16 protein-coding genes are annotated in these 20,120 nt (G+C 30.6%); 7 read left to right on the forward strand and 9 right to left on the reverse strand.

What is annotated here, in order from left to right; genetic code table 11:
- Nucleotides 1-104 precede the first annotated feature (104 nt).
- Entirely contained in the window at nucleotides 105-1,784 is a 1,680-nt protein-coding gene (locus CHB67_RS15130; RefSeq protein ID WP_089382639.1) for a sodium:solute symporter, read from the forward strand.
- Nucleotides 1,785-1,882: 98 nt separating this feature from the next.
- Here CHB67_RS15130 and CHB67_RS15135 read toward each other — a convergent pair whose 3' ends face one another.
- The 5 genes from CHB67_RS15135 to CHB67_RS15155 form a co-directional block, all read right to left on the reverse strand.
- The gene (locus CHB67_RS15135; RefSeq protein ID WP_089382640.1) at nucleotides 1,883-2,725 is read right to left on the reverse strand and encodes a DUF2911 domain-containing protein; all 843 of its coding nucleotides are present in this window, start codon (nucleotides 2,723-2,725) and stop codon (nucleotides 1,883-1,885) included.
- Nucleotides 2,726-2,827: 102 nt separating this feature from the next.
- Nucleotides 2,828-4,468 (reverse strand): gliding motility-associated ABC transporter substrate-binding protein GldG, encoded by a 1,641-nt coding sequence (gene gldG, locus CHB67_RS15140; protein WP_089382641.1) that lies wholly within the window; start codon nucleotides 4,466-4,468, stop codon nucleotides 2,828-2,830.
- A complete protein-coding gene (gene gldF / locus CHB67_RS15145) occupies nucleotides 4,458-5,186 on the reverse strand; it encodes a gliding motility-associated ABC transporter permease subunit GldF (RefSeq protein ID WP_089382642.1) in 729 nt (242 codons plus the stop codon). Before gldF ends, gldG begins: the two co-directional genes overlap by 11 nt.
- 4 nt (nucleotides 5,187-5,190) lie before the next feature.
- Complete coding sequence (locus CHB67_RS15150; protein ID WP_089382643.1) at nucleotides 5,191-5,487, reverse strand: putative quinol monooxygenase; 297 nt, start codon at nucleotides 5,485-5,487, stop codon at nucleotides 5,191-5,193.
- An 11-nt stretch (nucleotides 5,488-5,498) separates the two neighbouring features.
- Complete coding sequence (locus CHB67_RS15155) at nucleotides 5,499-6,329, reverse strand: SAM hydrolase/SAM-dependent halogenase family protein (RefSeq protein WP_089382644.1); 831 nt, start codon at nucleotides 6,327-6,329, stop codon at nucleotides 5,499-5,501.
- Nucleotides 6,330-6,508: 179 nt separating this feature from the next.
- On the opposite strand from CHB67_RS15155, the gene CHB67_RS15160 reads away from it, so the two are divergent.
- Nucleotides 6,509-7,462: a PhoH family protein gene (locus CHB67_RS15160; protein WP_089382645.1), complete on the forward strand. Its 954-nt coding sequence runs from the start codon at nucleotides 6,509-6,511 to the stop codon at nucleotides 7,460-7,462.
- Complete coding sequence (locus CHB67_RS15165) at nucleotides 7,455-8,405, forward strand: phosphoribosylaminoimidazolesuccinocarboxamide synthase (protein ID WP_089382646.1); 951 nt, start codon at nucleotides 7,455-7,457, stop codon at nucleotides 8,403-8,405. Before CHB67_RS15160 ends, CHB67_RS15165 begins: the two co-directional genes overlap by 8 nt.
- A 154-nt stretch (nucleotides 8,406-8,559) precedes the next feature.
- Here the strand turns inward: CHB67_RS15165 and CHB67_RS15170 are convergent, their stop codons facing one another.
- The 4 genes from CHB67_RS15170 to CHB67_RS15185 all read right to left on the reverse strand — a co-directional run bounded on the left by CHB67_RS15170 (nucleotide 8,560) and on the right by CHB67_RS15185 (nucleotide 14,169).
- Nucleotides 8,560-9,990 (reverse strand): bifunctional metallophosphatase/5'-nucleotidase, encoded by a 1,431-nt coding sequence (locus tag CHB67_RS15170; protein WP_089382647.1) that lies wholly within the window; start codon nucleotides 9,988-9,990, stop codon nucleotides 8,560-8,562.
- A gap of 38 nt (nucleotides 9,991-10,028) precedes the next feature.
- Nucleotides 10,029-10,463 carry a hypothetical protein gene (locus CHB67_RS15175; RefSeq protein WP_089382648.1) on the reverse strand — a complete coding sequence of 145 codons (435 nt, stop codon included), beginning with the start codon at nucleotides 10,461-10,463 and terminating at the stop codon, nucleotides 10,029-10,031.
- Between the two features lie 84 nt (nucleotides 10,464-10,547).
- On the reverse strand, nucleotides 10,548-12,446 hold the full coding sequence (gene yidC / locus CHB67_RS15180; RefSeq protein ID WP_089382649.1) for a membrane protein insertase YidC: 1,899 nt from the start codon (nucleotides 12,444-12,446) through the stop codon (nucleotides 10,548-10,550).
- Between the two features lie 109 nt (nucleotides 12,447-12,555).
- Nucleotides 12,556-14,169, reverse strand: a complete 1,614-nt coding sequence (locus tag CHB67_RS15185) for a CTP synthase (RefSeq protein ID WP_089382650.1) — start codon at nucleotides 14,167-14,169, stop codon at nucleotides 12,556-12,558.
- A 279-nt stretch (nucleotides 14,170-14,448) separates the two neighbouring features.
- Between CHB67_RS15185 and rpmH the strand changes: the two genes are divergently transcribed.
- The 4 genes from rpmH (at nucleotide 14,449) to CHB67_RS15205 (ending at nucleotide 20,119) form a co-directional block, all read left to right on the forward strand.
- Nucleotides 14,449-14,610, forward strand: coding sequence for a 50S ribosomal protein L34 (rpmH, locus tag CHB67_RS15190; protein ID WP_089382651.1), 162 nt, complete (start codon nucleotides 14,449-14,451; stop codon nucleotides 14,608-14,610).
- Between the two features lie 143 nt (nucleotides 14,611-14,753).
- Nucleotides 14,754-17,606, forward strand: coding sequence for a carbamoyl-phosphate synthase large subunit (gene carB, locus CHB67_RS15195; RefSeq protein ID WP_089382652.1), 2,853 nt, complete (start codon nucleotides 14,754-14,756; stop codon nucleotides 17,604-17,606).
- A gap of 95 nt (nucleotides 17,607-17,701) precedes the next feature.
- Entirely contained in the window at nucleotides 17,702-18,601 is a 900-nt protein-coding gene (locus tag CHB67_RS15200) for a MerR family transcriptional regulator (RefSeq protein ID WP_089382653.1), read from the forward strand.
- Between the two features lie 54 nt (nucleotides 18,602-18,655).
- On the forward strand, nucleotides 18,656-20,119 hold the full coding sequence (locus CHB67_RS15205) for a phytoene desaturase family protein (protein WP_089382654.1): 1,464 nt from the start codon (nucleotides 18,656-18,658) through the stop codon (nucleotides 20,117-20,119).
- The last annotated feature ends 1 nt before the right edge of the window (nucleotide 20,120 follow it).

The raw sequence follows: 20,120 nt of genomic DNA on the forward strand, positions 1-20,120 counted from the left end.
AAAAACCTAAATATGTTTGGAAAAAAGAATATACGGCAGTGTTAATAGCCAATTCAGTCTACATAGTATTGTTTTATATTTTAATGACCATATTCTCTTAAATTATGCAACAATTAGACTGGATTATTCTTATTGGAACCTTATTGTTTATCGTATCTTATGGTGCATACAAAACCAAAGGAAGTAAAAACGTAACCGACTATATTAAAGGTGGAAGTGAAGCCAAATGGTGGACAATAGGTTTATCTGTAATGGCAACACAAGCTAGTGCAATTACCTTTTTATCAACACCCGGACAAGCATTTCACAGTGGTATGGGATTTGTGCAATTTTACTTTGGATTGCCAATTGCTATGGTAATTATTTGTTTGGTTTTTATTCCTATTTATCATCGTTTAAAAGTATTTACTGCTTACGAATATTTAGAAACGCGTTTCGATTTAAAAACAAGAAGTTTGGCGGCTATTTTATTTTTAATTCAGCGTGGTTTAGCAGCAGGTATTACCATTTTTGCGCCTGCCATTATTTTATCGGCAGTATTGGGTTGGGATTTAACAACACTAAATATAATTATAGGTGTACTTGTTATAATTTATACGGTAACAGGTGGTACAAAAGCTGTTAGTGTTACTCAAAAACAGCAAATGGGTGTTATTTTTGCCGGAATGTTTATCGCATTTTATTTAATTGTAAGTTATTTACCTGCAGATATTAATTTTACCAAGGCTTTAAAAATTGCTGGTGCTAGTGGTAAAATGGATGTGTTAGATTTTTCTTTTAACCTAGATAATCGTTATACATTTTGGAGTGGAATTATCGGTGGAAGTTTTTTAGCACTTTCTTATTTTGGAACTGATCAAAGTCAGGTGCAACGTTATTTATCGGGTAAATCAGTAAAAGAAATGCAGTGGGGATTAATTTTTAACGGTTTGTTAAAAGTGCCAATGCAGTTTTTTATTTTGTTGGTTGGTGTTATGGTTTTTGTTTTTTATCAATTCAACGCTTCTCCATTAAACTTTAATCCGGCAGCAACTAAAATTGTTCATGATTCTGAATTTTCTGAAGAGTATAAAGCATTAGAGATTAAACATAAAGATTTAGAAGCGCAAAAATTTATTGCGAACTTAAATTATGGGAAGGATTTAAAAAACGCTTCTTATGTTGAAGAAATTAAGCGATTAAACGTCTTGGAGTTTGAAAATAAAGCACAAGCAAAAGCAGTTATTTCAAAAGCTGATGCTTCCGCAGAAACCAACGACAAAGATTATGTGTTTATTCATTTTATTCTGAATAATTTACCAAGAGGATTGATTGGTTTGTTGTTGGCGGTAATTTTATCAGCAGCAATGTCTAGTACAGCTTCTGAATTAAATGCGCTGGCGAGTACCACAGCAATTGATTTGTATAAAAGAAATGTAACTTCTGATAAAACCGATGCGCATTATGTAAAAGCTTCAAAATGGTTTACGTTGGCTTGGGGAATTATAGCAATTTCTGTGGCTTGTATTGCTAATTTATTTGATAATTTAATTCAATTAGTAAATATTATCGGTTCCATATTTTATGGAAATGTTTTAGGAATTTTCTTATTGGCATTTTTTATAAAATTTGTGAAAAGTAACGCCGTATTTATGGCTGCTTTAATTACTCAAATTATTGTTGTTATAGGTTGGTATTATGATTGGATGCCTTATTTATGGTTGAATTTATTTGGATGTGCGTTGGTGATGGGGATTGCAGTGTTGATACAATCATTAAGTAAGAATAATTTGGAGCCAGCATAACAATATCAAATTATTATTGTTAGAAATATGTATAAACAAAAAGCGCATTTTTGAATTTTTCAAAAATGCGCTTTTTTAGATGTCTTAAAAGTTAATAACTATTTAGTCCATTCAGCAATTGATTCTTTATTCATTTTTACGTAATCAGCGTTGCCAGCTTTTTCAGCAGCAGCTAAAGATTGTTGAGCAGTTGCAATAGCCCCTTTTACGTCACCTAAATCAGCCTGAATTAAGCTCATTCTACGTAAATACCAAAAACGAGGATTTTCACCTTTAGTAGCTAATTTCATCCATTCTAAGGCTTTATTTAAGTCTTTACCTTCAGTATGGTAATAAGTAGCTGCCTGAAAATAATCGTTTGCTGAAGGGCCAGCCATTACTGTTTCAATATTTTTTGAAGTAATAGCATCAGTAGGAACATCAACTTTTACACCAACATATACATTTTCCCATAAAAATCCAATAACCGCCGAACTTGTAGCTAAATCATCTATAGAAATAGTGAAAGACTCTATAGGCATTGGCATTGTTTCAACTTTAGCCGTTGTTTTAGCTGCAACTTTGTTGTCGTCCCATTTTTTAGGAGTTCCCCAGTTGTTTGATTCGCTATAAAAGATAACTTCCCAAGAAGTTTCCGAAGGAATTGTATAAATTGCATAAGTTCCTTTTGTAAGCTCTTGCCCGTCAATAGTTACATTGTCGCTAAATGTAATTTTAGTATTAGCGTTAGCACCAGTTCTCCAAACAGTTCCAAACGGTACTAGATCACCAAAAATGGTTCTTCCTCGCATAGCAGGTCTAGAGTATTCTACAGTAACATCAGTTAAGCCAACAACTTGTTCAATTTTAGCAGCTGGGCTAGGTTGTGGTGTTTTAATTTGTGCAGTTAGTGTTGAAGATAATCCAACAAATAAGCAAATGGTAAATAGTTTTTTAATCATAGTAGTAAGTTAATGTTTAATAACAAATATAGCTTATATAAAAACCGCATTATAAGTGAGGTTTAAATTTAACAATATTTTATGAGATGGAGGTAGTCCTAATTATTGGTACTTTTTCTTTCTGTAGTATTTAAAAGTAACACCAAAAATAGCCAGTAAAATTAAGGGAAATAGGATATTCAAAAGTTGCCATTTGCGCGCTTCATTAAAAACTTTTTCTTTGTCTAAAAAGTTGATTTTAATGGTTTTTGAACGAATGTTTATCAAACCATTATCATCTAATAAATAGTTCACGCAATTCAATAAAAATTCTTTATTTCCAAAGCGTTGATTGGTCCATTTATCTACACCTAATTCTAATGGTTGACCTTTAGCAACTTCATTCGCAATAATATCACCATCAGCAATAACAATCATTTTTGTTACGCTACTTTTGTCTTTTGAATTGTTGATTGTAAATGGTTTTGTACGACTTGCATAAGCCGATTTAAAATTGCCTTCTAGTAATACTCCAATAGGAATATTTCCATTTGTATATTCTGCAGGATTTGTTTTTTCGGCAATAGATTTTAATGAAATTATTGTGGGTGTTCCTATGGTTTTTGAAAGTGGAGAACTTTGTAATAAAATTGTTTTTTGAATGTCATTCTTTAACGTATCAATGCTATTCGGGAATTTTAAATTAACAGCTTCAATGTTGTTAGTAATTGCGTGGTTGTTTTTTGAATTTACCAATGGAAAATAATTCCAGTTGAAAGCATTAAATTGCGTTTTATTTCCAACATTTCCTGTTGCTAGTGGAATTTTAGAACTGTACACATCGTTTATTAAATCATAATTAATACGCACACCGTAATTAAAAAATAAATCGGTTAAGTTCAAATCTCTAGGATATGCCAAAGATTCTCCGGTAAGCATTAAACTGTCTAATTCAGCCTGCACATTATCAATTAACCACAACGATTTTCCACCATGCATGCTAAATTGATCTAACGTATATTTTTCTTCTTCGGAAAACTGCTCTGTAGGCTTCGAAACAATAATTAAGTCGAATTCTGAAAGTTCTTTCAGTGTTTTTTGAGGTTGTTTAGCAACGGAATCTAGCGTGAAAGGAGCCAAACGATAATATTCACTTATTTTTCTTAAAAAATCGGCAATATAAATATCATCTAACTCACCATTACCTTTAATAATGGCAATTTTCTTTTCTTTTTTTGAAGTCAATTTATGAATAGCATTTACAAAAGCATATTCTAAATTTTGAATGGAACTTTCCAATTGTTCATCTTGAGAATTCGCAAAAATATCTTTTAATAGCTGAATGGTTTCGCTATTATTTTTATACTGAACAACGGCCCAAGGAAAAATGATGATTTCAGATAATTTACCGTTTTCTTGTACTTGTAAACGGCTAGGATCAAGACCCGATTCAATTAAATCTTCGGCAATATCAGTTGGGTTTACAAACTTAAATTGAATATTTTTATTGATTGCTTTTAACTCTTCTAAATGCAATTTAGTTTCAACCTGAAGGCGTTTAAATTCCGCAGGAAAATTACCTTCTAAATAAATTGTAATAAGAATATTTTCTTCAATATTTTCAACAATATCTAAGGTAGTCTCAGAGAGTGTATACCTATGATCTTCAGTTAAATCAAAACGTTTATATAGTTTAGAACCTATATAATTTATAAGTATCAAACTTATAATTACTGTTATTATTTTAGCATACTTATTGTTCATGTTGAATGCTAAATTTGGTTAAAAATAAAAACAAATAAGTAATAGATGTAAAGTACAATAAATCACGAGAGTCTAAAACACCTTTACTAATACTATTGAAGTGTTCTAGCATTCCAAATTGTTGAAAGGTATAATTAAAGTCACCTAATAAATTCAAGGTTGAAATAGCTTCAAATCCGTAAAAAATGAAAAAAGAAATACAAACTGCAATTAAAAATGATACAATTTGATTTTTAGAAATGGTTGATGAAAAAACACCAATCGCTACATAAGCACTACTTAAAAATAGCAAGCCAATAAACGACCCAAATGTGCTTCCTAAATTTATATTTCCAACAGGATTTCCCAATTGGTAAACGCTATAAATATATACTAAAGTTAGGGCAATAGCCAACAACACTAAAATAAGAGAACCCAAGTATTTTCCATGAACAATGTGCCAATTTCCAATGGGTTTGGTTTTTAAAATTTCAATAGTTCCAATATTTATTTCATCAGAAAAACTTCGCATTGTAATGGCTGGAATTAAGAACATAAAAATCCACGGAGCTAAAAAAAAGTAGCTATTTAAATCGGCAAAACCAGCGTGTAAAATATTGAAATCTCCTTCAAAAACCCATAAAAATAAGCCGTTTAGAATTAAATAAACAGCAATCACCAAATAACCAATTGGTGAAGAAAAGAATGAATTTAGTTCTTTTGTTAAAATAGCTTTCATTTAATTAAGGTAAACTTTCAAATTTAGTAACACTCCAAGCTTCAGGTTTGTTGTTAAACAATACTTTTGTTTTTGCCCAAACAGTTTTAAAAAGTTCAGAACTTTTATAGTTTTCAAGGTGTGTTTCAGATTCCCAATAGCTATAACTGAAAAATATATTGGAATCTTTTTTGTCGTTGTACAATTCTAATAAACGGCAACCTTCAAAATTTCGTATGTTATGTTTGTTTTTATTGAAATTCTCTAAAAATTCATCAATTTTAGAAGAGTCAAAGCTTAATTTTACAATTCGTACCAGCATAAATTAAGGGTTTAACAAAATTTTATTGAAATAGTATCTCTATAATTTAATCCAAGTAAAGAACAAGCTCCGCCAACGGTATTTAAATTACTTCTGTAAATGGCAATTTCTAAATAATTTGCTGAATTAAAAATAGCCAATCGTGTACCGTCTTTTTGACGAATATTTTCAGGTACAGAGAAATCTATAATATCGCTGTATTTTGCGTTGATTTTATTGAAAACGTATTTATTGGCAATTACTTCAAAATCGCGTCCTTTTCCAACTTCTTGAAACAACTTTTTATTGATGTTGCTAATAGAATTTCCGTAGTTATCAACATAAATAATATTTCCTTGAACAGTTTTACCATCTGCAGAAATTGCAGGCTGTAACTCTACTAACTTTTTATAATCAGGAATTATTTTTCCAATTACTTCTAAAGTTCCACCTCTTGAAATATGACAAGCAACTTTTACAAATACGTCAAGCACAGGGAAACTAGTAGAAATACGATCGTGAATATTTATTTCAACAATTTTCTCAGGTTTAATTTCTGAAGCTAATAATGAAATAATTCCGTTATCAGGACAAATAAAATAATGATTATCTAATTTCAATGCAATGTGTTTGTTTTCTTCATTTAATTCAGAATCAACACCAATAATATGAATGCTTCCTTCAGGAAAACTTTTATAAGCGTTTTTTAAAATATACGCCGTTTCAGTAATGTTGAATGGAGATATATGATGTGATATATCAACAATACGAGCATTGGGAAGTTCGCTGTATATAGTGCCTTTTATAGCACCTACAAAGTGGTCTTTCGTTCCAAAATCAGTAGTTAGCGTAATTATCGACATATAAAATGCGAGCGATTTTTTTAAATTAACAATAGTTAAAATACTTAATAAAATGTTTAAAACTTATTAGAGCAGGTTAAAAATTTGTTATTAGATATAATTAAATTTGTTATGCAAATCTAATCAATTATTCGGTTATTTTGCATACAATTTTTCATTTAAACTTAACACTTTGTCATTTGAACGAACGTCTAATTGAACTCACAGAAATTAATCCAAACGACTTGTTTGGTACGCATAATTCTCATATAGAAATTCTAAAGAAATTTTTTCCGAAGTTAAAAATTGTTGCAAGAGGCAATACCTTAAAAGCATACGGAGAACCCGATATTTTAGATGAGTTTGAAAAGCGACTAGAAATGCTAATGAAGTATTTAACTCGTTATAATAAATTAGACGAAAATAGTATTGAACGCATTTTAACTTCAAACGGAACAGAGCATAAAAGTGCTAAATCTGCCGATGGAGTTTTGGTTCACGGTGTTGGAGGTAAATTAATAAAACCTCAAACTGTTAATCAACGTAAAATGGTTGAAAAAATGGCAAAAAACGATATGCTTTTTGCTATTGGACCAGCAGGAACAGGTAAAACTTATACTGCAGTTGCGTTGGCGGTAAAGGCTTTAAAAGAAAAGGAAGTTCGTAGAATTATATTAACCCGTCCAGCTGTTGAATCTGGTGAAAATTTAGGTTTTTTACCTGGAGATTTAAAAGAAAAATTAGATCCGTATATGCAGCCCTTATATGATGCTTTGCGTGATATGATTCCGTTTGAACGTTTAGATTCGTATATTGAAAAAGGAATTATCCAAATTGCACCATTAGCATTTATGCGCGGTAGAACTTTAGACAATGCTTTTGTAATTTTAGATGAAGCGCAAAACACCACTCACAACCAAATGAAAATGTTTTTGACTCGTATGGGAAAAAGTGCTAAATTTATTATTACAGGTGATCCAGGTCAAATTGATTTACCAAGACGACAGGTTTCTGGTTTAAAAGAAGCCATGTTAACATTAAAAGAAGTAAAAGGTATTGCATTTGTTCATTTAGATGATAAAGATGTAATTAGACATAGATTAGTAAAACAAATAATTTCAGCATATAAAAGTATTGAAGTAGGCAATGAGTAATACAATTAATAATACCGATTTTAACTTTCCAGGACAAAAAACAGTGTACAAAGGGAAAGTTCGTGAAGTTTATAATATAAACAACGAAACTTTAGTTATGGTAGCTTCAGATAGGCTTTCAGCATTTGATGTAGTAATGCCAAAACAAATTCCGTTTAAAGGGCAAATTTTAAATCAAATTGCAGCAAAAATGTTAGCTGCAACTAGTGATATTGTTCCAAATTGGATTTTAGGTATACCAGATCCTAATGTTGCTGTTGGGTATATGTGCGAACCTTTTAAAGTAGAAATGGTAATTCGTGGTTATATGAGTGGTCACGCAGCGCGTGAGTATAAATTAGGGAAAAGAATGTTGTGTGGTGTTGCAATGCCTGAAGGAATGAAAGAGAACGATAAATTTCCTGAACCAATTATTACGCCAGCTACAAAAGCCGAAGATGGTGATCACGACGAAGATATTTCGAAAGAAGATATTATAGCAAAAGGAATTGTTTCTGTAGAAGATTATGCTGTTTTAGAAAAATATACAAAAGCATTATTTAAAAGAGGTACTGAAATTGCTGCCGAACGTGGTTTAATTTTGGTTGATACTAAATATGAATTCGGAAAAACAAAAGATGGTAAAATTTTATTGATTGATGAAATTCATACACCAGATTCTTCTCGTTATTTTTATGCGGATGGTTATGAGGAAAGACAAAGTAGAGGTGAAGCTCAAAAGCAATTATCGAAAGAATTTGTACGTCAATGGTTAATTTCTAATGATTTTCAAGGGTTAGAAGGACAAACTGTTCCTGAAATGAGTGATGAAAAAATCAACGAAATTTCTGATAGATATATTGAATTGTACGAGAAAATTACTGGCGAATCTTTTGTTAAATCAGATGTATCTAATATTCAAGAGCGCATTGAAAAAAATGTATTGGCCTTTTTAAATAAATAGGGATTTATACAAATAATTTAAGGGGCTGTTTGGAAAGCGGAAAGCGTGTCATTCTGAATTTATTTCAGAATCTCATCATGCTAATTTTAACATTGATGAGAACCTGAATTTAGTTTAGGTTAGCGAAAAGCTAACAATCCAAACAGTCTCTTTTTTATTGAAATTTAAAATAATTATTCATTTGAGAATAATTTATAGGAGCAGTATTATTTTCTAAATAATTTATAATTGTTTCGGCAGTGGTATACGGTTTAATTGTTGGTGTTTGCGTAAAGTAACTATCGTACACAGCAGGAATGTAATCATTCAACCCAATTGTTAAAGTTTGGTTATCGCTTAATTCTAGTCCGTTTTTAATTATTGTAATTATTCCATTTTCTTGTTCAATATCAACTCCAGCATAGTAAATGGCAACTTTAGTTTCTTTTAAAAAATCCTTAATTTCTCCAACAGTCATTGTATAGGTTACGCTTCCGTTGTTAAAAGGGTCAATACTATAAATTTCACTTTTTAAAATATCACCTTCATCTAAATTGTTTCTAACACCACCTGTATTTTGAATGCTTATATCAACATTTAGTTCATTTCTTAGGGCATCTGTATAAAAACTTCCAACGGCAGTTCTTGTATGGTAAGCTTCGGCATAGCCAATAACTTCACTTAAGTTGGCATTTTCAATATAAGTGTCAATAACTTGTTTTATTGAATTGTCTAAATTGTTGAATTTTTCTAAATCTATAAGTTCATAATTTAAACTTTCAATTAGTTTATTTTTAATTGTTAATTTTATTTTACCTAAATAGTTTAGGTTTGAACCAGCTTGAAAAATAGGAATGTTATTTGTAACTTCATTATTTATGGAATGTGAATGGCCTCCAATTATTAAATCAAAATAAGGGAATTTAGTTGCTAAATTTTTATCAGATGAAATGCCTAAATGTGTAAGAGCAATATATAAATCGGAGTTTTCTTCTTCTTTAATATTTTGGTAACTAACCACTACATCTGTATATTTTTGAAATGTTAAATTTTGAACGCGCCACGGGTGTGTTGATGGTATAACAGCATTTTCTTTTCCATTGGTTTCAACTAAACCTAAAAAAGTAACTTTCACATCATTTTTTGTAATTGTTTTATATTCAAACGGTGCAGGAATACCAGTTGAATTCATATTTACATTGGCACACACCCAATTAAAATTAGCTTGTGTAAGTCTGTTTTTTAAGATGTTTTCACCGTAATCAAATTCATGATTTCCTATAGCTGAAATATCAAAGCCTACTAGGTTCATTAAATCTATCATAGGGAACCCTTTTTCTTCGTAATTATCAACAACAGGATTTCCTGAAAAAATATCGCCACCACAAGTTACTAGTACATTGGTTTCTTGTTTTTCCTGATCGATAATGTATTTAATTTTCGAGAAATTTTCTAAGCGCCCATGTTGATCGTTTATATGAAAAATAGTGAGTTGTTTAAGCGTATCTTGTGGAGGTGTAATTGCCGTGTTATCATCTTTTGTACAGGAAAACAACAGCAATAAGCTAAAACTTAAGATAAAATAGAGATTTATACTTTTTTTCATAAGAGTGAATTTAATCTAAAAAAAATAGATGAAAAGGGTTATTTGTTAGCAAATTTAATAAGAATACTGATAACAGCACCAATTCCTAAATTTGGTACTTTCAGCCATTTTAAAGCGTTATCATTGGTTGAAAATATTTCAACAGATTGGTTTAAGCTATTTAACATCATTTTATATAATGTTGTTGAAACAACTTGATTTGGAGTGTTTGTTATAAATGCAATTTTTCTTTTACCAATTGATGTTGTATTTGTTTTCATAAAATTAACAAACTCATTAATATCATCCTTATTGGTATCAAATGTTACGTTTTTAAAATGAATAAAATGGTTTAAATTTGGTTTAAATAAAGGATCGTTAAAAAGCGTTTTTTTAAAATTAATATAAGAGTCAGCTTTAAGTATTCCAATATGGTATTCTATCACCAAGTTAATCTCTAATAGAATTTCATAGTAACTTTTTAAAGCAGACATTTTAAGAATTTCTTCTAAAGTTAAAAAAAAAGTCCCAAAGTTTAAAACTTTAGGACTTTAACATTTCAATAACTTAATGAATGGTTATTTTTTTCGTTTTTGTTGTGCTTGTTGGTCTTGCGCTTGCTTCATAGCATCATTCAAACGCTTCTTAAATTTACCTTCTTTCTTAGGTTTTAATTTATTTGCTTGAATTTTTGCATGAATTTTGTCTTCATCAATAATGTAGTTCTTAATAATCAACATAATTGTGATAGTTAATAAGTTAGATACAAAATAGTATAAACTTAAACTACTAGCATACATGTTGAAGAAAATTAACATCATTACTGGTGAGAAATACATCATCATTTTCATCATCTTTTGCATATCAGGCATTCCTTCTTGCGTAGGTTGCTGCATATTCATTTGTTGACTTTGACTCATTCTCATATAAAAGAAAATTGCGATTGATGCCAATATTGGGAACAAGCTAATATGAGACCCATACATTGGAATATGAAAAGGGAGTTCATAAACAGAATCATAAGCAGATAAATCATCGGCCCATAAAAATCCTTTTTGACGTAAATCTATATTTGAAGGGAAAAATCTAAACAATGCAAAGAATACAGGCATTTGTAAAACTGCAGGGATACAACCAGCAAGTGGACTTACGCCAGCTTTACTTTGCAATGCCATAGTTTCTTGTTGACGTTTCATAGCGTTTTCTTTTCCAGGCAAACGCTTGTTAATTTCTTCCATTTCAGGTTTTAATACCTTCATCTTCGCACTAGATAAATAGGATTTGTATACTAGCGGAGACATAAAAATACGAACAACAATAGTTAATAGGATAATAATTAATCCGTAATTACCTATAAACCCTTGTAAAAAGTTAAATACAGGAACAAAAACTACACGGTTAATAAAACCAAAGATTCCCCAACCTAGGTTTACGACTTCTTTTATGTTTCTATCGTATTTTTTTAGAATTTGGTAATCATTAGGTCCAATATACCAATTCATATTGTAATTAAGTTCTCCACCTTGAAGTGCTAACGGAGCTTTTAAAGAAAATGCTTTTGTAAAAGCGTCAGTTTCTTCGTCTTTTGTAAGTGTTTTTGAATCTAATTTAGCAGTTTCAAAAGCTTGATTTGAAATTAAGATAGTTGAAAAGAAATGTTGTTTAAAAGCAACCCAGTTTACGTCAGATTCTTCAGCATCATCTTCACCACCTACAGAAAGGTAGTCAATTTTTTCATCTTCTTTTTCATAATACATCTCAGTTTGTTGGTTCTCATAACGAATACTCTTTTCGTGACGGTATCCATCTAAATTCCAATCTAAAGTAATAGCTTGAGAACTGTTTATGGTAGAATTTAACCCTTGAGAACGCATATTGAAATCAACCATATATGCTCCTGGTTTCATAACATAGCTATACTCTAAAAACTGATTGTTAGAAACTTTTAGCTTCATAGAAAGTACTTGTTCTTCGCCATTTTTAGTTAATGTAGGCTCAAAAAGTAAATCTTTTGTGTTTAATGCTCTATTGTCTGTAGTTCCAAAGTTGATGTTAAAAGAGGCGTTATTATCTTTAATCATATACAACGGTAATGAGTCGTATGTAACGTGAGATTTAATTAAAGCTTCTTTAATTTGACCACCTTTATTAGAAATTACTAGTTTTAAAACATCGTTTTCTAAAATAGTTTCAGCATTAGTTAATGTTGCTGAAGAAGCAAATGCTCCTAAGGCTGTTTTAGCTTTTGCTAAACTTAAAGAATCTGTAGCTTGAACTGGAACTTCAGCAGTAGTATTAAAACTTGCCGCATTTGTAGCAGCTGTTTCTGTTTCTTTTTGTGTTTGTTCAGTTTTTGCTTTTTTCTGAGCTTCTAATTCCTCAGGAGTAGGTTGGTTGGTATATGCCCACCAAATGAATATTACAAATAATAAGCCGAAGCCAATTATAGAATTGTAATCGAATTTTTTTTCTTCCATCTTTGTTTTTAAAATGTCAATTTGTCATTAGCTTTTTAAAACTTTTTAAAAAGCCCGACAAATGTAGTAAATGTATAGTTAAATATTGATTTTTATTGATGATTGTGTATTACTTCAAAGAGTGTTCCAAACCTGCTTTTACAAAATCAACAAATAACGGGTGTGGGTTTAATACCGTACTTTTATATTCTGGGTGGTATTGAACACCAACAAACCAAGGGTGAGAAGGAATTTCAACAACTTCAACCAAATTAGTTTTAGGATTTCTACCAGTGGCAATCATACCAGCTTCTTCAATTTGAGTTAAATAGTCACTGTTGAATTCATATCTATGTCTGTGACGTTCGCTAATTAATTCTTTCTTATAAATACCTTTAATTTTACTGTTTTCTTTCAATTCACAATCCCAAGCACCTAAACGCATAGTTCCACCGTATTCAGTAATGTCTTTTTGCTCTTCCATTAAATCAATAACAGGGTTTTTAGTTTCGCTATCCATTTCTGCTGAACTAGCATCAGCTAAGTTTAACACATTTCTAGAGAATTCAATAACTGCCATTTGCATTCCTAAACAAATACCTAAAAAAGGAACATTGTTTTCACGGGCATATTTTACAGCATCAATTTTCCCTTCAATTCCACGTTCACCAAAACCTGGAGCAACTAAAATTCCGTTTAAATTTTTTAATTTTCTTGGAACATTTAATGTTGTTAAATCTTCAGAATGAATCCAATTAATATTTACTTTAACTTCGTTTTGAGCACCAGCGTGAATAAAAGCTTCGGTAATAGATTTGTAGGCATCATGTAATTCAACATATTTACCAATTAAACCAATTTCAATAGTGTTTTTTGGATTTTTAAATTTCTTTAAAAACTGATTCCAAGCTTTTAGTTCTGGTTGTTTGTCGTTAGGAAGTTGTAATTTTTTTAATACAACGGCATCTAAACCTTCTTTTAGCATTAAGTTAGGAACATCGTAAATAGTTTCAGCATCAATAGACTCGATAACATCTTCTTTTTTTACATTGCAAAATAAAGCTAACTTATTTTTAATAGATTGTGATATATGGTGTTCTGTTCTGCAAACTAAAATATCAGGACTTACCCCGCTTTGCATTAGCATTTTAACAGAATGCTGTGTTGGTTTTGTTTTTAATTCTCCAGCAGCAGCTAAATAAGGAATTAATGTTAAATGAATTACAATGGCATTTTCATGACCTAATTCCCATAACAACTGTCGAACAGATTCTACATAAGGTAATGATTCAATATCACCAACGGTACCTCCAATTTCGGTAATAACAATGTCAAAATCTCCCGTATTTCCTAGAATTTGAATACGGTTTTTTATTTCATCAGTAATATGAGGAATAACTTGAACGGTTTTCCCTAAAAACTCACCTTTACGCTCTTTATCAATTACAGATTGATATATTCTACCAGTAGTAACGTTGTTAGCCTGAGATGTAGGAATGTTTAAATAACGTTCGTAATGCCCTAAATCTAAATCGGTTTCAGCACCATCATCAGTTACATAGCATTCGCCATGTTCATAAGGATTTAAAGTTCCTGGGTCAATATTTATATATGGATCTAGTTTTTGTATGGTAACAGAATAGCCTCTGTCTTGTAGTAATTTGGCTAAAGAAGCTGCAATAATTCCTTTCCCAAGTGAAGAAGTAACCCCACCGGTTACAAAAACATATTTTGTATTTTTCATTAATCTTACGTTTGGGCAAAAGTACTAAAGCTATTTTAGTTGACAAAAAGGAAAAGTAATAAATTTTTAAACTTCATTTTAAATACGAATTATATATTTAGGATTCCAAAAGCATCTTTATTAAGGGGGTTTAAGATGTATTTTATTTTTTTTTATTTTTTTTTATATTCTATTTGTCAAACACAAAACTAATTGTATATTTGCCAACGCTTTTAAGGAGAGGATTTCTTCAGTAAAAAGCATCAAAAAAAGAAACACGATTTTTAAAATTTTAAAGTAATGCCAAAAAGAACTTATCAGCCTTCGAAAAGAAAGAGAAGAAATAAACACGGTTTTAGAGAGCGTATGGCTTCTGCAACTGGTAGAAAAGTTTTAGCAAGAAGAAGAGCTAAAGGAAGAAAAAGAGTTAGTGTTTCTTCAGATCCGAGACCAAAGAAATAATGAAACGATAGTTTTATACATTAGGTGTTACTTTTTATTAGTAACACCTTTTTTTATGTTTTTTTGATAAGTTTTGAAAACTTAATTTCAGAAAAAAACGATTTTTATAGATATTTACAAAATTTTATATTTAACACGAACAGATGCCTAAAAACACAAAAATTAAATCGATTTTAATAATTGGATCAGGTCCAATTATCATTGGTCAAGCCTGTGAATTTGATTATTCTGGATCTCAAGCAATTAGATCATTGAAAGAAGAGGGGATTGAAGTTACTTTAATCAATTCTAATCCTGCAACTATTATGACCGATCCGTCATTAGCGGATAATGTTTACTTAAAACCATTAACTACAAAATCTATTATTGAGATTTTACAAATGCATCCTAATATTGATGCTGTGTTACCTACAATGGGTGGTCAAACAGCTTTAAATTTATGTATTGAAGCTGATGATAAAGGTATTTGGGAAGACTTTAATGTAGAATTAATAGGTGTTGATATTGATGCAATCAATATTACGGAAGATAGAGAGCAGTTTAGAAAATTAATGATTGAAATTGGGATTGGTCAGGCACCATCAACAACTGCAACTTCATTTTTAAAAGGAAAAGAAATTGCACAAGAGTATGGTTTTCCATTGGTAATTCGCCCTTCATTTACTTTAGGTGGTTACGGAGCTTCAATTGTTTATGATAAAAAAGATTTTGATGAATTATTAAGTAGAGGTTTAGAAGCTTCCCCAATTCACGAAGTAATTATAGATAAGGCTTTATTAGGTTGGAAAGAATATGAATTAGAATTATTGAGAGATAGTAATGACAATGTAGTAATTGTTTGTACTATTGAAAATATGGATCCTATGGGAATTCATACAGGAGATTCAATTACTGTTGCTCCAGCAATGACTTTAAGTGATACTACTTTCCAAAAAATGCGTGATATGGCAATACATATGATGCGTTCAATTGGAGATTTTGCAGGTGGTTGTAATGTACAGTTTGCTGTAAGTCCTGATGAAAAAGAAGATATTATTGCAATTGAAATTAACCCACGTGTATCTCGCTCTTCAGCTTTAGCTTCAAAAGCAACAGGGTATCCTATTGCAAAAATTGCTGCAAAATTAGCAATTGGTTATCATTTAGATGAATTAAACAATCAAATTACAAAAACTACTTCGGCATTATTTGAGCCAACATTAGATTATGTAATTGTAAAAATTCCTCGTTGGAACTTTGATAAGTTTGAAGGAGCTGATAGAACTTTAGGACTTCAAATGAAATCGGTTGGTGAAGTTATGGGAATTGGTCGTTGTTTTCAAGAAGCTTTGCATAAAGCAACACAATCTTTAGAAATAAAGCGTAATGGTTTAGGTGCTGACGGAAAAGGAGAAAAAGATTACGATACCATTATCCAGAAATTAAAATTTGCAAGTTGGGATCGTGTTTTTGTTATTTATGATGCTATTCAAATGGGAATTCCTTTGAGTAGAATTCACGAAATTACAAAAATTGATATGTGGTATTTAAAGCAATACGAGGAGTTATTAGCTTTGGAAGTTGAAATTTCAACAAATAAACTAGAAACGTTGTCTTATGAATTATTGTTAGAAGCAAAACAAAAAGGTTTTGCAGACAGGCAAATAGCACATATGTTAAGTTGTTTAGAAAGTGATGTAAAGGCTAAAAGAACAGCATTAGATATCAATCGTGTTTATAAATTGGTAGATACTTGTGCGGCTGAATTTAATGCGCAAACACCATATTATTATTCAACTTTTGAAAACAAAATGATTACGCCTGATGGTGTAAGCAGAGCAGACAATGAAAGTGTAGTTACTGAGAAGAAAAAAATAGTTGTATTAGGTTCTGGTCCAAATAGAATTGGGCAAGGAATTGAGTTTGATTATTGTTGTGTGCATGGTGTTTTAGCTGCTAAAGAAGCAGGTTATGAAACAATTATGATTAATTGTAATCCTGAAACAGTTTCAACAGATTTTGATACTGCGGATAAATTATATTTTGAACCAGTCTTCTGGGAGCATATTTACGATATTATTGAGCACGAAAAACCTGAAGGTGTAATTGTTCAATTAGGTGGGCAAACCGCATTAAAATTAGCTGAGAAATTATCTAAATGGGGTGTGAAAATTATAGGAACTAGTTTTGAAGCACTTGATTTGGCTGAAGATAGAAAACGTTTTTCAGAATTATTGGTAGATTTAGATATTCCTTTCCCAAAATATGGTACAGCTACTTCTGCTGATGAAGCTGCAGCAATAGCTGATAATTTAGATTTTCCAATTTTGGTGCGTCCTTCTTATGTATTAGGAGGTCAAGGAATGAAAATTGTAATCAATAAAGAAGAGTTGGAAAAGCACGTAGTTGATTTATTGCGTAAAATCCCAAACAATATGTTGTTGTTAGACCATTATTTAGATGGTGCAATTGAAGCTGAAGCTGATGCAATTTGTGATGGTGAAGATGTTTACATTATTGGAATTATGGAGCATATTGAGCCTTGTGGAGTGCATTCGGGAGATTCAAATGCTACATTACCACCGTTTAATTTAGGTGAATTTGTAATGCAACAAATAAAAGATCATACTAAGAAAATTGCGTTGGCCCTAGAAACAAAAGGGTTAATTAATATTCAGTTTGCGGTAAAAGACGATATTGTTTACATTATTGAAGCAAATCCAAGAGCATCACGTACAGTGCCGTTTATAGCAAAAGCATACCAAGAGCCTTATGTAAATTACGCTACTAAAGTAATGTTAGGAGAAAATAAAGTGAAAGATTTTAATTTCAATCCTAAACTAGAAGGGTATGCAATTAAGCAACCAGTTTTCTCTTTTAATAAGTTTCCTAATGTAGATAAAAAATTAGGACCTGAGATGAAATCAACAGGAGAAAGCATTTTGTTTATTGATAGTTTAAAAGACGATCAATTTTATGAATTGTATTCTCGAAGAAAAATGTACTTAAGTAAGTAATACTTAATATAATTAAATTAAAGAGCTCCTTTTTGGAGCTCTTTTTGTTTATTTAAATAAAGTTTGTATCTTTGTTTAAATAAAAACAATTTACATTGAACAATATAAAGTCTGAATTTACGATAAAAGATCTTGAAAACTTTTCAGGAATCAAAGCGCATACTATAAGAATATGGGAAAAGCGCTATAATTTGTTAGCTCCAAATAGAACCGATTCTAACATTAGATATTATGATATAGATAATCTTCTGAAATTGTTAAACGTATCTTATTTAAACGCTAATGGTTATAAAATTTCAAAAATTTCTGAATTACCTGAGTCAAAATTAAATGCAACAGTAAGAGAATTGGTTGCTAAAAATGGTGCAGATAGTCAGGCTTCAAATACGTTGAAGTTGGCAATGTTAAATTTTGATGAAAATTTATTTAACATTACCTATAACAATCTTATAGCTCAGTCCTCACTAAGAGCGGTGTTTAAAAATGTGTTTTTGCCTTTTTTAAATGAAATAGGGTTATTGTGGCAAGTAAATTCTATTACTCCAGCACATGAACATTTTATAACAAATCTTATTAAACAAAAAATATTTATTAATATTGAGCGGTTGCAATTGTCATCTCCAACAAATTTTGATAAAATTTTCGTTTTGTATTTGCCTATGAATGAAATTCACGAATTAGGTTTGTTATATCTTCATTTTGAATTATTGCTACACGGATACCAATCTATTTATTTAGGTCCAAGTGTTCCTTCAGAAAATTTAGGAGATGTTCAAAAAGTATATAATTCTATTTGTTTTGTAAGTTTTTTAACCGTTGAACCTTCTAAAGAATCTGTTTCAGAATATGTTGAAAATATAGAAAATATGGTATTAGAAGGCACAGAAGATGAATTGTGGTTAATGGGAAGAAAAACTACTGAAGAAGAAGTTGTAGCGAAATCTGATAAAGTACGTATATTTAAATCATTGGATGAATTGTTAAATAATTTGTAAATTTCATTCAACAAATTTGTTTTAGTTTAATAAATAGTTATATTTGTTAAACAAATGAGAGATATAATTATAATAGGTTCAGGATTTTCATCCCTTTCAACAGCTTGCTATTTAGCTAAAGCAGGCAATAACGTTACTATTCTTGAGAAAAACTCAACAATAGGAGGAAGAGCTAGACAGTTTAAACAAAATGGGTTTACATTTGATATGGGGCCAACTTGGTACTGGATGCCAGATGTTTTTGAGAAATTTTTTAAAGATTTTGGCAAAAAACCTTCAGATTATTACCAACTTGAAAAGTTAGGTCCAGCTTATCAGGTTTATTTTGGTAGAGATGATTCAATTACAATTCCTGACAACTTAAAAGATATTTATAAAATATTTGAAAAGGAAGAACCAGGTAGTTCAAAATACTTAAAAGATTTTTTAGATTCAGCTAAATTTAATTATGAAGTTGCAATTAATGATCTTGTTTATAAGCCAGGTGAATCAATTACCGAGTTAATTAACTTTACTACCATATCCAAGGTTAATCAGTTTTTTACTTCTATAAGAAATACAGTTCGAAAAAATATTAAAAGCAATAAATTGCAGCAAATATTAGAGTTTCCAGTACTGTTTTTAGGAGCAAAACCTAGTAATACACCAAGCTTTTATAATTTTATGAATTATGCAGATTTTGGTTTAGGAACTTGGCATCCAAAAGGGGGTATGTTTGAAGTGGTTAACGGATTTGTAAAACTAGCAAAAAGTTTGGGTGTTAAAATTGAAACCAATGAAGCTATCGAAAAAATAGTTGTTAATAAAGGTGTTATTGAGGGGATTCAATCTAATTCAAAATTCAGAACAGCAGATGTTGTAATAAGTGGTGCAGATTACCATCATACTGAAACTTTACTAGACCAAAAATATAGAGGATATTCTGAAAAATACTGGGAGAAAAAAATATTTGCCCCTTCATCCTTACTTTTTTATGTTGGTTTTGATACAAAATTAAATAATGTTTCGCATCATACCTTGTTCTTTGATACCGACTTTGATTTGCATGCAAAGGATATTTACGATACGCCAAAATGGCCAAAGGAGCCGCTTTTTTATGCTAGTTTTTCAAGTATAACAGATAATAGTTTTGCCCCTATTTCAAAAGAAGCGGCTACTTTTTTAATTCCTTTAGCGCCTGGGTTAAATGATAGTCCTGAGTTAAGAAATGAATATTTTTCAAAAATATTAAAAAGATTAGAGTATCTTACGGGTCAAGAATTGGCTGATTCAGTGTTGTTTAAAGAATCATTTTGTGTAAATGATTTTAAAAAAGACTATAATTCATACAAAGGAAATGCGTATGGTTTGGCAAATACATTATTTCAAACAGCATTTTTAAGGCCGAAAATAAAAAGTAAAAAGGTTGAAAACTTATTTTTCACTGGACAGTTAACAGTTCCGGGGCCTGGGGTGCCACCGGCAATTATTTCAGGAAAAATAGTTTCGGATATGGTTTTAAATACCAAAATAAAATAAC

Origin of the sequence: Lutibacter agarilyticus, from assembly GCF_900188235.1 — a bacterium.
Classification (GTDB): Bacteria; Bacteroidota; Bacteroidia; order Flavobacteriales; family Flavobacteriaceae; genus Lutibacter; species Lutibacter agarilyticus.